Genomic DNA, 15196 nt, shown 5'->3' with positions numbered 1-15196 from the left:
AGAGAAAAATATGTAAAATGTATACGTATACATTACACAAAACATGTTTGGGCACATTGTACAACTATTGATAATTTTCTGATTTCAACAGTATCATTGCAAGAGAAACAAAAGCAGCGTTTGCAAAGGACCTAATATCTATACCAGTGTTTTCAATAAATTTATCCAATCGATATTGCAGGCTATTGCGATGGATATAGAGCTTTTTTGCCGTTAAAGAAGCATTTAAATTACATTGCAAAAAAACTTGAATAGTATGAAGCATTTCTTGTCCTTCAATACTTTCTATAAAAAGATCGGACAGTATATCTTTTTTTACGAACGATGGTGAATGAATCATCAATAATGGTAAAGCTTCGTAAAATGTAATTGTCTTTTCACGATTTGCATAACGATGAATTGTGTTAAAGCATTGGAATTCATGGTCGAATTTTTCTTTCAATAAATAATTTGCTTGATGTAGTTGACCGATATAACTATAAATTTCAACAAAAAAATCACTAGTTAATGTATCACTTAGCTGATTAAACGACTCTTGATCGAAAACTACTCGTGGCTTTTCGTCTATTATCATACCTTGTGTGTCATTGATCATTAAAATGATTGGTTGCTGAAATCCCCCAGTAATCGCTTCTTTAAAGTTGTTGAAATCATCAATTGGTTGTTTCAAATAGAAATAAAAAAAACGTAATGTTTTTACATCTTGTGAAAACGGTACCTCTTTTGCATCATTAAATAAAAAATCATACCACTTCTGCTGAATATTCGAATTATTTTGTTCGATAGTAAGATGCTCAACGGGAAGGAATAAAGTTTTTAATAGATTGTGTTCTGAATTGGAAAGGGCCGTTTTGCTAATTCCAAATTTCCTGCCATCATCTGTTTGGAACCAATATCGATTATTATCTTGCGCATTATATGTAGTCGTAAAAGCTGTTTGAAAAAGATTTTCTAGTTTTTCAAGCATTTGTTTCTCCTTTTTAGACTGATTGTAAACAATTTTCAGCCTTACTGTAAAACAATATCGCTAATCATTATTTAATTGTTATGACGAGAAGCGCTACATAACAGCTGTATTAAGTTATTTAAAGTAGCATTTATAGGGTAATTCTTTTTTTATGCTTAAAGAAGGTGAAATTTTTCTCCAAAAAATAAAAAAATAAAGAAAATTATTTACATTTTATTTTGAATTGTTATAATATTAATTGTAAGCGTTAACAGCTGGTGGTTTCGAATAAGGTCATGCTTTGCTTACGAAGTATCGTAATATTTTTCGTGATGTAATGTCACATAAGGTTTTATTAAAATTAATTAGGTGGTGTTCAAAGTTGAATTTAGAAAAATATAAAGGTATCATTCCTGCTTTTTATGCTTGTTATGATGATCTAGGAGAAATATCTGAGAACCGAACAAAAGAACTTTGCGACTATTTATTCAACAAAGGCGTTAACGGTCTTTATGTAGGTGGAAGTTCAGGGGAATGTATTTATCACAGCCTTGAAGAAAGAAAAGCAACTCTAAAATATGTAGCAGAACATGTAAAAGGGAAGCTCACGTTAATTGCTCATGTAGGGGCACCATCGACAAGGGATAGTGTTATTTTAGCAAAATATGCTGAGGAATTAGGCTATGATGCTGTCTCGGCTATTCCACCAATTTACTTTAAATTTTCAGAAAGTTCAGTTTATAAATACTGGACGGAAATTATGGATGCCACGAATATGCCATTTATTATTTACAATATCCCTCAAACAACGGGATTTGATCTTTCAATCAATCTATTTAAGAAATTATTAGAGAATAAGAAAGTGATAGGCGTAAAAAATTCTTCGATGCCAGTTATGGATATTGAAAGATTTAAGTCAACTGCAGGTGAAGATTTTATTGTATTTAATGGACCCGATGAACAATATGTTTCAGGTAGAGTAATTGGTGCAGATAGTGGGATTGGTGGAACATATGGCGCGATGCCGGAACTGTTTATCAAAGCAGAGGAATTTGTATCAAACGGGGATTTCGCAAATGCGAGAAAAATTCAGCATGATATTAATGATATTATCGTAGCTTTATGTTCATTAAATGGTTCCATGTATTCAACGATTAAAGAAGTTTTAAAATTAAACGGGGTTACTATTGGCAGTGTAAGAGGCCCATTAGAGCCAGTATCTGGTGAGGATTTAAATAAAGTAGCAGGCATTAAAGCGTTAATCGATCAAACAATATTAAAGTACAAAGAGTAGCTAAAAAGAGATTCAAAGTATTGAATTTCTCAAAGCAATGGGAAGTTGTTTCGCATTAGGAGGGAGGTCACAAGCTTATTACTTGGCTTGTCTTTCATAAAGGTAATTTTAATTTGTAAATTAAATTATTAAGGGGGAGTAGTTTATGTTTAAAAGGCGTTATCTAGCAACCGCAATAGCAATTTTGTTTGTACTCTCAGTGCTAGCTGGTTGTACAAGTAATTCTACAGATAGTTCTAAATCTAGTTCTTCTGATGAGGTAGAATTAAAAGTTTGGTTAACTCCACAGTGGAAAGGTGTTTTGGATTCTTCAGAAGATGGAGCCGATTATGATAGCTTTTTCAAACATGCAGGGGAGCGATTTGCTGCTGAGTATAAGGACCACAAAGTAAAGGTTAATGTAGAAGTTATTGCAGGAGATCAACGTGATGAGCTATTAAACGTAAGCCTTAATGGTGGAACACCTCCTGATGTGTTTTTTGAAAGTGTGTTTGCTATGGGTGACTATGCTCATAGAGGTGCTTTAGTACCGTTAAATGATATTGTTGATGACGAATCGAAAAAAGATATTGCGCAAGGTTATTGGGATAGCGTGACATTTGGTGATGATGTTTACTTCTTCCCTTACTCTCATAACCCAGGTACTTTAACTTACAACGCAGATATGTTTAAAGCTGCTGGACTAGATGAGTACATTGGTGGAGAGCATGAAATCAAAACTTGGACTTTAGCTGACTATGAAAAAATTCTAAACAAGTTAAAAACGGATTTACCTAAAGATAAATATTCAAATGCGTATCCAATGGGATTATACGCGCTAAATAATCAAGGTGATACTTGGAATCTTGCTTATTTAAGAATGTTTGGCAATCAGTTCTTTGATAACAATGGAAATTTAATCATTGATGACGCAAATGGTGTGAAGGCTGCAAATTGGTTAAAGAAAATTTATGCTGAGGGCTTAACAAACCCAGGTGCGGAATCCGTTTCTTCAAACGACGTGAACGCAATGTTCCAAAATCAACAGCTTGCAATTAGTTTTACAAACGCAATTTTATTCAATAATGCAAAGGCTGATATGGAAAGTGGAAAAGCGCCTAAGTTTGATATAAGACTGGCTAATATTCCTTCTGAGGGTGGGGACCCATTAACATTTACTTATGTAACAGGTGCAGCCGTTTTTGATACAAAAGACGAAACAAGAATTAAAATTAGTAAGGATTTCGTGAAATTTATTTCAACTGATCCTGAACTTGTAAAGGCATCTAAAAATGGTGTACCAGTAAGAACAACTGTTGCTGATGAGTTTAAATCAGAAAAACCTTACTTCGAGGCGTATTCTGCTAATGATCCGTACATGTTTAATTTCACTGGAAATGTACCTGGATACAGCCAATTAAGACAAGTTTTATATCCAGAATTACAAGCTTTATATACTGGTGGTAAAACGGCAGATGAGGCTGTGAAAGATTACCAAACAAAAGGTAATAAAGTTATAGAGGAATCAAAAGTAGACTCTGTAATTTATAATAAATAGCTCTGCGCGTATATAACTTTACAACAATTTAAGCCCCTTTATCTCGGGGGCTTAAATTGTAGAAAGGTAAATGATACCGATGAAAATCAATAAAAAATCTTTTAAAGAAAATATGACAGGATACTTGTTTATTGGACCTCAAATATTACTTTTTCTAGTATTTTTAGTTTACCCTATCATTGAAGGGATTCGCTTAAGTTTATTTAAGATTAACTATCAGAATGAAATATTTGTTGGGTTTGAAAACTATCGAAAATTATTTAGCGATCCTGTTTTTGTGCAATCTACAATCAACACAATTATTTTTGTTGTATTCATTGTAGCATTAACAGTAATTTTCGCTCTGTTTGTTGCATCTACTGTTTTTGATAAAAATGCAAAATATGTGTCCTTCATACAAGGAGCTTATTATATTCCGGTCATGGTTTCGATGGTTGTTATGAGTATGATTTGGAGTTTTTTGCTAAATCCTGCAAATGGACTTATACCATTTATAGCGAGGAAAATGGAAACCTCAGTCAATTTTTTAGGGGATACACATTGGGTACTGCCTGTAATTATTTTCGTAACCTTTGCGACAAATGTAGGGCAGGCAATCATTCTTTATATTGCCTCTATGATTGGTGTACAAAAGGAACTCTTTGAAGCAGCAGAAGTCGATGGTGCAAGCCGAATGAAAATAATATTCAAGATTATTATACCAATGGTAAAACCAACAACGATTTACATTATTATTATGAACATTATTGCTGTACTCAAAATATTTGTCGTAATACAGCTATTAACAGGTGGGGGTCCAAACAACGCCTCTACGACACTTATGTATTACTTATATAATAATGCATTCAAGTATAATCAGCTTGGTATTGCTTCTGCAGTAGGTGTAATTATGTTCCTTATTACATTAGTGTTATCTACTCCACAGCTAAGAGCTATGTTTAAGAAGGATTAGAGGTGAATGAGTATGTTAAGAAATAAGAATAAGAGGAAAAGAGAAAAAATAGAAATTATAACAAACTGCATTGTTATATTTTTCGCTGTTTTAAGTCTTTTTCCATTATATTGGCTTGTGACAAGTTCTTTAAAGAACAGTGCGGATGTTGTGAAAATGCCACCAGATTGGTTTCCTAAAAGCTTAAACTTTAGTAACTATGTAGATGTGTTTAATAATCAGCCTGCTCTAACATGGACGTATAATAGTTTATTTGTAGCGCTGATGTCTACATTTGCTTTAATTGTTGTTAGTTCGCTTGCAGCTTATGCTTTTTCACAGCTGAAATTTAAAGGGAAAAATGTTATTTTCATTATTTTTATTTCAAGTTTAATGATTCCAAAAGAAGTTATGATTGTTCCACTGTTTAGAATTATTCAAGACTTAAATATGGTAAATACGTTAAGTGGCATGATTTGGCCTAACGTAGCAACAGCATTTGGCGTATTTTTATTAAAAGGTTTTTTTGATACTATTCCTGATTCATTAAGAGAAGCCGCAAAAATCGATGGTGCTAGCGAATTTCGTATATTTTATAAAATCATGCTACCGCTAGTTAAACCGGGTATTGGTGCGTTATTTATTCTTAATTTTGTTCAGGTTTGGAATGATTACTTATGGCAACTCGTTGTAGGTCAAGATGTTAACTCAAAAACACTAATGGTAGGTATTGCAACTTTAATGCAAGATTTAAATCCAAACTTCGCTTATAAGATGGCGGGTGCTACTGTAGCAGCCATTCCTATGCTACTAATATTTATTTTCTTCCAGAAGTATTTTACAAAAGGAATTACGATTGGGGCAGATAAGTAATATGATTATCCATGGAGATGTATGCAAATGAATAAAAAACAGCAAGTTTTTGATGATATTAAAAGACAACTGATTGTTTCATGTCAGGCACTTCCAGAAGAACCTCTTCATAGCTCTTTTATTATGGGGAAGATGGCTTATGCAGCAATGCTTGGAGGTGCTAAGGGAATTAGAGCAAATAGTATTGAAGATATTAGAGAAATAAAGAGTATGGTTGATCTACCCATTATTGGCATTATCAAAAAGTCATCTGACGAATCGGACGTATGTATTACACCGACTAGTAAAGAGGTCGAATTGCTTTACAAGGAGGGGGTAGATATTATCGCTCTTGATGCCACGAAAAGAATTAGACCTGATGGCACTACAATAAGTGAAATATTCCCTGAAATTAGAAAGAAGTATAAAGATCAGATTTTTATGGCGGATTGCTCTACTTATGAAGAGGCTAAGGAAGCGTATGAATTAGGGTTTGATTGCTTAGGTACAACATTAAGCGGTTATACAGAATATACAAATGATAAAAAATTACCCGATTTAGAGTTGATTAAAAGACTAATACAAAGTTTTCCTATTCCTGTCATTGCTGAAGGTGGCATTTGGACTCCAGACGAACTAAAGCGTGTTTTTGATCTTGGCGTTCATACAGCAGTTGTTGGTACTGCTATTACAAGACCGATGGAAATTACTAAAAGATTTGTTAGTGCGATCAATCAGTATAAAGTAAATTAGATAGTCAGGCTAAAGGGATGATTGAAGTGAAGATATTAGCAGCTGATATTGGCGGCACCTCGATAAAAGTTGGCATGTCTGATGAAAATGGGCAAATAGAATTATATAAAGAATATGATACAGAAAGTAAAAAAGGTGGAAAGTATTTAGTTGAAAAACTAATTAAGATAATAAGTGAGTATCAGGGCTTTCATGCAATAGGTATTAGCACTGCAGGACAGGTTAATAGTACAGATGGCTCTATAATATATGCGAATGATAATATTCCAAATTATACTGGTACTCAACTAAAGGCTATCCTTGAGCAACAATTTAAAGTTCCTGTTAAAGTTGAAAATGATGTAAACGCAGCTGCATTAGGGGAAAAGTATTTTGGTGCAGCAACGGACTATAAAGATTTTCTTTGTTTAACATATGGTACAGGTATTGGGGGTGCCATAATAATAGACTCTAAAATTTATAAAGGACATAATGGATTGGCAGCAGAATTTGGGCATGTTATTACCCATCCATTCGGTGAAAATTGTAACTGTGGTAAGAATGGATGCTATGAAACGTATGCATCTACAACCTCTTTAATAAAAAGAGCACAGGAAATAAACGCTGACTTTATAAATGGTAGAGTCATTTTCGAAAGAATGCATCAAGGGGATCAAAGTTTAGAAAAGGTTCTTCAGGATTGGATTTTAGAAGTAGCATTAGGGTTAGCTTCCTTCATTCACATTTTTAATCCACAAGCAATTATTATAGGTGGTGGTGTAATGGAGCAAGAAAATCTCGTCAACAATATAGCTGAAAAAGTTAAATTGTTAACGATGGAGAGTTTCTCGGATGTAAAAATCATGAAAGCCTCTCTTGGAAATAAAGCTGGCATTCTTGGCGCAGTATCACTTCATTTAAGAGGCGATTAATAGAAGGAGTACTATTATGGGAAAACAAGATATATTTTCACTTATTCATTCGAGATACAACTCATTTACTAACACGGAAAAAAAGGTAGCAGATTATATTCTCGAAAATATAAAAGATGTCATTTACATGTCAATTACTGATTTAGCTGACGCGTGTAACGTAGGTGAGTCAAGCGTGTTTCGATTCTGTAAAACGATGGATCTTAAAGGATACCAAGAGTTTAAAATTATGCTAGCACATAGCATTACGCTTGATAATGAAACCCCGCAACTTTCCAGTGCGATTACGATGCAAGATACAATTGCAGAACTATCGTCAAAGGTTTTATCGTCAAATGTCCATGCGCTGACTGAAACCTATAATCTATTATCGGAAAGCGATATAGCGCATGCTGTGGAGTGCATGATAAACGCTCAAAGAATACACTTTTTTGGCGTCGGTTCTTCCTTAATGACAGCAATGGAAGCAAAAAATAAATTTATGAGAATTACCAATAAAACTGAGTGCTCAGTGGATTCTCATCTTCAAATTATGTCTGCTGCTTTAATGACTGAGCAAGATGTAGCTGTTCTCATATCTTATTCAGGTTCAACGAAAGATACGATTGAAGTAGCAAAAGTAGCAAAAGAAAGAGGCGCAAAAATTATTTCGATAACGAGATTTGCAAAATCTCCTTTGACAAGTTTTGCAGATATTACACTGCTTTGTGGCGCAAATGAAGGGCCACTGCAAGGGGGCAGTTTATCTGCAAAAATTTCACAGCTCTATCTTTTAGATTTACTTTATCTTGAATACTTCAAGAAAACGAACAAAGAATCTGTTCATAACAAAGAACTAACTGCTCAAGCAGTTATTGAAAAGATGTTTTAGAGGGATACTTGAGGTTGCTAAAAGCTTGTAAAATGTGGAATGACTAAGCTAAATGAATTGAGAGGTAAGATAGAATGGATCAATCAATTGTTTTAATCAATGCAAAAATTTATGCAGAAAATCAGATTATTTCCGATGGATTTATTAAAATTGATGAAATGAAAATTCAAGAAACTGGCTGGATGACCAACTATAAAGCAGATGATCAATTCTATGTTATCGACTTACAAGGACAATCAGTAATACCTGGCATGATTGATATTCACACGCACGGGACAGCTGGCGCTGATGTTATGGATGCAGAAATAGCATCTCTTGAAACAATTGTCCGAGCATTGCCACAGGAAGGTACAACAAGCTTTCTAGCAACTACTATGACCCAATCTGATGAGAATATTTCAAAAGCATTGAAAAGTGCAGCGAGCTTTATAAAAAGCTATCAAAAACCAGGCCAGTCAGAGCTGCTCGGCATTCATCTTGAAGGGCCCTTTGTTAATCCTAGCATGGCAGGAGCGCAACCAGTCGATTTTATTATCCAGCCGGAAATCCCACTATTTGAAAAGTGGCAAGACCTTGCCGAAGGAACAATTAAACTGGTTACGTTGGCTCCTGAGCAAAAAGACGGATTGGCACTCATTCGCTACCTTAAAGAAAATGAAATTGTCAGTTCAATAGGTCATTCAGATGCGACGTTTGCAGAAGTAAAAAGGGCAATAGGGGCTGGCGCTACACAAGTTACTCATTTGTTTAATCAAATGAAAGGGTTGCATCATCGAGAGCCTGGTGTTGTGGGCGCTGCTTTGCTTCTTGAAGAATTATATGCAGAGTTAATTGTAGATGGAATTCATGTATGTCCAGCAATGATTCAGTTAGCATATCAAAACAAAAAAAGCGAAAAACTAATTTTAATTACAGATTCCATGCGGGCAAAATGCTTAAAAAATGGCAACTATGATTTAGGCGGTCAGATGGTCATTGTGAAAGATGGAATGGCTGTATTAGAGAATGGCACATTAGCAGGCAGTGTTTTAAAACTAAGTGATGCGTTAAAAAATATGCTGAAATATTGTGATGACTGTACACTCGAGGATGTTATTAGAATGACATCAACTAATCCTGCAAAACAGTTAAATATAAGAGATCGTAAAGGAAGTATTAAAGCTGGAATGGATGCAGATTTAGTGGTGTTAAACAATGATTATGATGTGCTGATGACATTTTGCCGAGGGATTTTATCTTATCAAAAAGAAAGCCCGATGGAGGACTAGCATTATTAATCTTCTAATCGTTTTTAGCAATGAACTTTTAAAGCTAGAGATAATAAATGATTATATTGTAAATCTCTTTGTTAATATACCCTAGCAGACTATTTATAGGGGAATAAACAAAGGGAGCGGTTAACGAAGAACGCGATAATTTTCTTGAACTAGTCATTTACATAGTTTTGAAATTTGACGCGTTCTTAAATGAATTATTGATAAATTGCTTTTGCGACTTCCAGCGTAGCCTATATTCCACTAAGGTTGTCGATTCTACCTCATTTCTCTTTTAGTTCTCCTTTTATAAAAACAAAGTAAAAACTTTTTAACAGTTGAATTTTCGGAATATTTAGAATTTTAATAAGGTGATCTAGAAATAAATGCAATCCCCAAAGGAGGTGATTGGAGATATTTTGTCATTATCTTTAAAAGAAATTTGATGTAATTTCCATATTAAGAGGAGGAGAAATTATGAAAAAATTTTTGGTAGCAGCTATGACATCCATGTTGGTTTTGGGCGTAGGCATTGGAAGTAAAGTAGAAGCTTCTAAAGGCGGAGATTCAGTGGAAAGAATAACATGGCAATATGCAGGAGAACTAGAGGCGCAAAAAGGATTTGAAAAGAATATTGGGACAGCTGGCGTGTTATCTGGCTCATATAAAGATTATTTAATCGTAGGAGGCGGCGCGAATTTCCCTTATGATACAGTATTAAATGGAGGCGCGAAGCAACATTACTCAGATATATATGTTTATAAAAAAGAGAAAGATCAATTAACAATGGTGGAACATACGAATCTTAACCATGAAATTGGCTATGGATCTTCCGTAACGACAGAAAAAGGAATCTATTATATTGGTGGAAGTCCTGACAAAGAATATGCAGACGATATTACTTTATTAACGATTGATAAAAATAAAAAATTGAAAGTAGAAAAAGTAGGAGATCTTCCATTTACTATTAGTGATGGGATAGCTGCTGAGAAAGATGGAAAATTATATATTGGACTAGGGAAGCAAAATGCAAAAGAAAGCAATAAATTATACGAGTATGATTTAAAAACATCTAAAACTAGAGAGCTAGCGACAATACCTGGAGAAAGTGTTAGAAATCAAAGCGTAGCTCAAATATTAGATGGAAACCTCTATGTATTTAGTGGTGGAGGATCAATTGCTTATACAGATGGCTACAAATACAACATCGAGAAAAACCAATGGTCAAAAGTTTCTTCTGTAAAAGTAAATGGGAAAGAAATTTCTTTACTTGGCGCAAATTCGGTCAAATTAAATAAAAATGAAATGTTGGTAATCGGTGGCTTTAATAAAACAGTGTATGATGATGCTGTAAAAAATTTAGGATCATTAAAAGATGAAGAATTATTGGCATTTAGAACAAAATACTTTACTGCAGATCCTTATGAGTTTAACTGGAATAAAGAGGTACTAATTTATAATGCGCAAGAGGATACTTGGCGCTCTGTAGGAAAAGTTCCATTTGATGCACCTTGTGGAGAGGGCTTAGTATTAATGGAGAAAAATATTTACTCTATTAATGGAGAAATAAAACCAGGAGTAAGAACGAACGCAATTTATGCTGGAACATTCCTTACAAATTAAGGACATAATGCTATTTTAGCGAGAATAACTTTCCTATGTCGTGGGAAAGCACGTTATGTAAGCCGCAAAAAACCGCACGTTAGCGGGGGTTGCGGCTTACGATGTGCTCGAGTTAATCGTAAGCCCGTAGCGGAAATCAAATAGCATTTGGAAAAATGTATTATTCACTCCCCGAGTTCCTTCATTTTATTACCTCTATAAATACCTTCAATTATTTCACCTTCTACAAATGAAGGTATTTCTAACCCTAATAAATCATAAATTGTAGGCGCTATATCTAAATTAGATGTGGATTTAATTTCTTTTCCTTTTGAAAATTCTGCTCCAGTAGCGATAAAAATAGGTCTAAGCATGCTTCTGTTTGCATCTCCTCCATGTGTCCCTAATTCAATTGGTGGCGTTACATTTTTTTCAACGTCGCTACCAATAACATAGCCAGGTGCACCTATTAACACGACATCGCCTGCATTTTGATGTTCCAAAAGGGTTATATTTTCATTTTTCAATACACTTTCATAAGGATGGATTCTTGGTTCCAACAGATGGCTCCAAATATTTTTGACATGCTGTTGAAAAGTAGAGAACGAATAATTGTCCGTTTGTATGGCAGACTTCATTTTTTTCATTTCATATTGAAGCAATACTCCTTTATTATATGTGACTTCGACATCTTTAAAAGCTTGGATGATCTGGTCACGGATATGATTATATTCTTCTTGAGGGACAATTCCGCCTTTTTCACGGTTTTGTAGGTTAATATATACATTTGCTGCTGATCCGCTTGGAATGGCATATGCTTTCGATTTTGCATAATTAATTTTATTTTTATCTTGTTGATCGACCGTTAATAACCCTGCATCTTGTAATACTTTGTTAGGCGAAAGAGTAGAATGAGCAGGTTCCATTCCATGGTCGGAGACGACAAACAAATAATCATTGTCTTTTAGGGAATTCAATGTTTCACCAACTACTTCGTCGGCTAAACGGTAAGACCACTCGATATAGCTCATATATTTTTTTGACTTTTCATCTGAATAGTCTGGCTGACGAGGGTCTATTAATAAATATTTATGTTGTTCATGATCAATATGCGGTGTATAAAACATTAGCAAATCAGGATTGTATTGCTGTTTTATATAAAGAGAAACTTTTGTGACCCACATGATATGTCGTTTACTAATCTCCTCATATTCCTTTCTTGTAATCCATCCTTTCTCAAGGGCACTATCATCATCTTGTGCTGGGTAAAATCCAAATTCCTTCTCAATCTCTTCGGCAAATCCTTTAGGACCACTAATTCGACTAGAAGTTACTGCTGTTCGGTACAACTTTACAGGACGGCTAAGGTCTTCGTTATCTACTTTCATTTTGAACCAAAAGCCCGCAGATTGATGATTTTTTATTTGGATTGGAAGTGATCCCCATTTGCTTCCTTTTACAATAGCGTCCTCAGAATCTACTTTTTTATCTTCAGATAATATAAACGTGTCATAGTTTTCATTTTGATCATCAGTTGAGTCAATCGCCAAAATGTGAATGAGACGATTGTTTTCATTTTTCATTTTAATGGAGAATTCCGCTTCCTTTAAAGGACTGAAGCTTTTAGGGGATTGAACCCATTCAGTAGTTTTCTTAAAGGTTAACGATTCCAACTTGCTTGGAGACCAAGTTTCTCCAAAATATATAGAATAATCGCCTTGTTTTTCCTCTTTGGGATTAGCACCAGGAAAAGCGATAGTGGCCGTTGTTTTCCCTTGTTTTCGAGCTTCTACCCATAAAGGAGGTACTTCGCTTTCTGCCTGAAAACCGCTTTCTTCATTATCTAAAGCTGTGTTTGGTTCGTGGAAATGATTACTTACGATGCCGGTTTGTTTCGGTGTAGCCCCTGTTGCAATTGCTGCATGTGAAGGCGCAGTAAGAGAAGGGGTAATAGTAGTAGGTTTTTCGGCAGTAACGCCATTTTCTAGCATCTGTTTGATATGAGGTAATTTATTCTCTTTAACATATTTTTTAGTATAGTCATTTTTCATTCCGTCAAACGAGATAAGGATGACCTTTCGATCCGTTTCGTGATTTTCCTTTGCCTCTACTTCCTTCATTATGGTAAATAGGCAAAAATTAAGGATGATTAGGCCTACATAAAAAATTTTTTTCATTTTCTTATCCTTTCTGACCGCTAGCTCTTCTTAAAAAAATTAGTTTGTCCAAAAAAAGCACATTAACAAAAGACAAAATGAAGAATGTCTGTTATATCAATATTTTTGACTATGAAAAGGAGCATCTAAAAGTCGAAAAAACGACTATGGATATAGCTCCTTTTAAACTCTAGCTGATTCTGTTTAATTCATTTATCAATAAATTACCCTTTTTCCTATGTATGAAACTTTTCTGTAGTTACGTACTGGCGTTCATTTTAAAAAGCAAATAATTTATAATATAAGGACTATTTTGGAACTATTTGAATTTTGGGGCGTATTAATAATAATAAATTAAACTTCTATGAGGCTAAGGAGGAGTTTTTTATGAAAAAATGGTCACCTTATTTATGGAAATTAATGTGGGTTATAGGTTTATTTTTATTAACAATAATCAGTTTTGATATTAAAAATGAAATTAAAGTTATGTCAGCTTCAACATTTAGTATAACTCTTGTTATTTGGGCTAACTTTATTACTCTCTTTTTGTGGGGTGTCTATTTATCACTTATTTTTATAAAAAAATGGACCATTCATTTAAATTTGCCTTTACTTATTTGTGTGTTTATTCCTTGTTTTCTCATTTCGATTTATGTGCCATTGTCCACAATTTTGCCTTTGTCAAATCCGATAGGTGGTGTATGGTTTACTAAAGTTATAAGTTCCTATTTCATTGAGATTGTTGCAGGTTTAACATTCATGCTAAGCATTTTTAATAATTTAAAAAGTGAAAGTGAATAAAATAGTGTATGACAATATACATAGATCTGTAGTTATGATTAATCTCTACTCTTCCAAATAGCCAATTAAACACCATTAATTATTTGAATATTCCTAATTTTAATTTAAACCTAGAAAACTAACAGGTTAAGTATATAATGAAAGGACAAAAAGGGGGAAGAAGAATGACTTTGTATTTTGATCATATCGTTCATCAAGTTCAATCACCGGAAAATATGAAAGTCTTTTTAAATAAACGTCATATCCATACCGTAAATGGTGGTCAGCACACAATGTGGGGAACGTATAACACATTAAGCTATTTTGGGTTAAGCTACATTGAACAAATAGCGGTTTATGATCATGCGCTATTTGAGGAAGCAGCGAAATTACCGTATTCCTTACATTATACTTTTAAACAGGACAATGAGTGCTATGGTTTTTCTAGAATTGCTTTACGTACTACAAAAATAGAAGAAGAGGCACGGCGTTTACGTGCGCTAGGTTTAGAAGTTTATGGACCAGATGCTTGTAGTCGAACACGACCTGATGGATCAGTTGTTGAATGGAAACTATTACATTTCGGGAAACAAGAGCAAGTAATCGATTTTCCATTTTTTATTGAATGGGCTGATGGGGATGAGGAGCGTTACGCACAATTAGAGGCAAGTGGCGCACTAAAAACAACACAAAATATTTCGATGGAGTCAGTACAGTTTTATGTCCAAGATGCGAGAGCAACTGCAAAGGTATGGCAAGAAGTATTACAATTATCAGAGCCTGAAGTACACTCGGAGTTTATTTCATTACATTTGCCTAATATTCGTTTAGATTTTTACGAAGAAGCTGCCGCAACAAAAATGATGCTTGGTCGAAAAAGTGAAGGGCCGTTCGGTGTTACGTTGAGAGATACAGATCGGACGAAGGAAACATTAATTTCTCCTGGAGCATTTTATTGGCTTAACCCATAATGACATAATAAAAATAAAGAAGGAGCTGTTCATTTGTTGAACAGCTCCTTGTTGCTTATAATTTCACAACATTTGACGCTTGAGGGCCACGATTGCCTTCCACTACATCAAATGAAACCTTCTGTCCTTCTTCAAGTGTACGGAAGCCTTCCTCTTGTATGCCCGTAAAATGTACAAATACATCTTCTCCATCATCACATTCAATAAAGCCATAACCTTTTTCGTTATTGAACCACTTTACGATTCCTTGTTGCATAAGCATTCGCCTCCAATGCGCTTGAATGTAAAATACTATCAATTAACTCTTGGCATAATTGATAAAAAATGAAAAAATTGCAT

General features: G+C 34.4%; 14 protein-coding genes. 11 read left to right on the top strand and 3 right to left on the bottom strand.

The window, feature by feature from the left end; all coding sequences use genetic code 11:
- Positions 1-64 precede the first annotated feature (64 nt).
- The gene (locus ACIQXJ_RS09850; RefSeq protein ID WP_403052781.1) at positions 65-967 is read right to left on the bottom strand and encodes a PucR family transcriptional regulator; all 903 of its coding nucleotides are present in this window, start codon (positions 965-967) and stop codon (positions 65-67) included.
- Positions 968-1328: 361 nt separating this feature from the next.
- Here ACIQXJ_RS09850 and ACIQXJ_RS09845 point away from each other — a divergent pair, with 361 nt between their 5' ends.
- The 9 genes from ACIQXJ_RS09845 to ACIQXJ_RS09805 all read left to right on the top strand — a co-directional run bounded on the left by ACIQXJ_RS09845 (position 1329) and on the right by ACIQXJ_RS09805 (position 10971).
- Positions 1329-2240, top strand: a complete 912-nt coding sequence (locus ACIQXJ_RS09845) for a dihydrodipicolinate synthase family protein (RefSeq protein WP_403052778.1) — start codon at positions 1329-1331, stop codon at positions 2238-2240.
- 145 nt (positions 2241-2385) lie between these two features.
- A complete protein-coding gene (locus tag ACIQXJ_RS09840; RefSeq protein WP_403052775.1) occupies positions 2386-3777 on the top strand; it encodes an ABC transporter substrate-binding protein in 1392 nt (463 codons plus the stop codon).
- Between the two features lie 70 nt (positions 3778-3847).
- On the top strand, positions 3848-4729 hold the full coding sequence (locus ACIQXJ_RS09835) for a carbohydrate ABC transporter permease (protein WP_401007901.1): 882 nt from the start codon (positions 3848-3850) through the stop codon (positions 4727-4729).
- A 12-nt stretch (positions 4730-4741) separates the two neighbouring features.
- Positions 4742-5581, top strand: coding sequence for a carbohydrate ABC transporter permease (locus ACIQXJ_RS09830; protein WP_340824901.1), 840 nt, complete (start codon positions 4742-4744; stop codon positions 5579-5581).
- A 27-nt stretch (positions 5582-5608) separates the two neighbouring features.
- The gene (locus ACIQXJ_RS09825; RefSeq protein WP_403052771.1) at positions 5609-6313 is read left to right on the top strand and encodes an N-acetylmannosamine-6-phosphate 2-epimerase; all 705 of its coding nucleotides are present in this window, start codon (positions 5609-5611) and stop codon (positions 6311-6313) included.
- 17 nt (positions 6314-6330) lie between these two features.
- Positions 6331-7224, top strand: coding sequence for an ROK family protein (locus ACIQXJ_RS09820; protein ID WP_403052768.1), 894 nt, complete (start codon positions 6331-6333; stop codon positions 7222-7224).
- A gap of 16 nt (positions 7225-7240) precedes the next feature.
- Positions 7241-8095, top strand: coding sequence for a MurR/RpiR family transcriptional regulator (locus ACIQXJ_RS09815; protein WP_403052765.1), 855 nt, complete (start codon positions 7241-7243; stop codon positions 8093-8095).
- A gap of 74 nt (positions 8096-8169) precedes the next feature.
- On the top strand, positions 8170-9363 hold the full coding sequence (nagA, locus tag ACIQXJ_RS09810) for an N-acetylglucosamine-6-phosphate deacetylase (protein ID WP_403052762.1): 1194 nt from the start codon (positions 8170-8172) through the stop codon (positions 9361-9363).
- Between the two features lie 462 nt (positions 9364-9825).
- On the top strand, positions 9826-10971 hold the full coding sequence (locus ACIQXJ_RS09805) for a cyclically-permuted mutarotase family protein (RefSeq protein ID WP_403052759.1): 1146 nt from the start codon (positions 9826-9828) through the stop codon (positions 10969-10971).
- A 164-nt stretch (positions 10972-11135) separates the two neighbouring features.
- On the opposite strand, the gene ACIQXJ_RS09800 is transcribed toward ACIQXJ_RS09805, so the two are convergent.
- Entirely contained in the window at positions 11136-13127 is a 1992-nt protein-coding gene (locus ACIQXJ_RS09800; protein ID WP_403052756.1) for an alkaline phosphatase family protein, read from the bottom strand.
- Positions 13128-13493: 366 nt separating this feature from the next.
- Here ACIQXJ_RS09800 and ACIQXJ_RS09795 point away from each other — a divergent pair, with 366 nt between their 5' ends.
- Positions 13494-13907 (top strand): hypothetical protein, encoded by a 414-nt coding sequence (locus tag ACIQXJ_RS09795; protein ID WP_403052753.1) that lies wholly within the window; start codon positions 13494-13496, stop codon positions 13905-13907.
- A gap of 164 nt (positions 13908-14071) precedes the next feature.
- Positions 14072-14857: a VOC family protein gene (locus ACIQXJ_RS09790; RefSeq protein WP_403052751.1), complete on the top strand. Its 786-nt coding sequence runs from the start codon at positions 14072-14074 to the stop codon at positions 14855-14857.
- A 55-nt stretch (positions 14858-14912) separates the two neighbouring features.
- On the opposite strand, the gene ACIQXJ_RS09785 is transcribed toward ACIQXJ_RS09790, so the two are convergent.
- On the bottom strand, positions 14913-15113 hold the full coding sequence (locus tag ACIQXJ_RS09785) for a cold-shock protein (protein ID WP_004269397.1): 201 nt from the start codon (positions 15111-15113) through the stop codon (positions 14913-14915).
- Positions 15114-15196 lie beyond the last annotated feature (83 nt).

Origin of the sequence: Lysinibacillus sp. NPDC097868, assembly GCF_044761135.1 — a bacterium.
Lineage (GTDB): Bacteria > Bacillota > Bacilli > Bacillales_A > Planococcaceae > Lysinibacillus.
This window is presented reverse-complemented; position numbering and strand designations above follow the sequence as displayed.

Bases quoted from the DNA above. Each gene is read 5' to 3' on its own strand.
- ACIQXJ_RS09805 (WP_403052759.1), top strand. From the start codon at position 9,826: ATGAAAAAATTTTTGGTAGCAGCTATGACATCCATGTTGGTTTTGGGC.
- ACIQXJ_RS09840 (WP_403052775.1), top strand. From the start codon at position 2,386: ATGTTTAAAAGGCGTTATCTAGCAACCGCAATAGCAATTTTGTTTGTA.
- ACIQXJ_RS09800 (WP_403052756.1), bottom strand. From the start codon at position 13,127: ATGAAAAAAATTTTTTATGTAGGCCTAATCATCCTTAATTTTTGCCTA.
- ACIQXJ_RS09790 (WP_403052751.1), top strand. From the start codon at position 14,072: ATGACTTTGTATTTTGATCATATCGTTCATCAAGTTCAATCACCGGAA.
- ACIQXJ_RS09825 (WP_403052771.1), top strand. From the start codon at position 5,609: ATGAATAAAAAACAGCAAGTTTTTGATGATATTAAAAGACAACTGATT.
- nagA (WP_403052762.1), top strand. From the start codon at position 8,170: ATGGATCAATCAATTGTTTTAATCAATGCAAAAATTTATGCAGAAAAT.
- ACIQXJ_RS09835 (WP_401007901.1), top strand. From the start codon at position 3,848: ATGATACCGATGAAAATCAATAAAAAATCTTTTAAAGAAAATATGACA.
- ACIQXJ_RS09815 (WP_403052765.1), top strand. From the start codon at position 7,241: ATGGGAAAACAAGATATATTTTCACTTATTCATTCGAGATACAACTCA.
- ACIQXJ_RS09850 (WP_403052781.1), bottom strand. From the start codon at position 967: ATGCTTGAAAAACTAGAAAATCTTTTTCAAACAGCTTTTACGACTACA.
- ACIQXJ_RS09830 (WP_340824901.1), top strand. From the start codon at position 4,742: ATGTTAAGAAATAAGAATAAGAGGAAAAGAGAAAAAATAGAAATTATA.
- ACIQXJ_RS09820 (WP_403052768.1), top strand. From the start codon at position 6,331: ATGATTGAAGTGAAGATATTAGCAGCTGATATTGGCGGCACCTCGATA.
- ACIQXJ_RS09785 (WP_004269397.1), bottom strand. From the start codon at position 15,113: ATGCAACAAGGAATCGTAAAGTGGTTCAATAACGAAAAAGGTTATGGC.
- ACIQXJ_RS09795 (WP_403052753.1), top strand. From the start codon at position 13,494: ATGAAAAAATGGTCACCTTATTTATGGAAATTAATGTGGGTTATAGGT.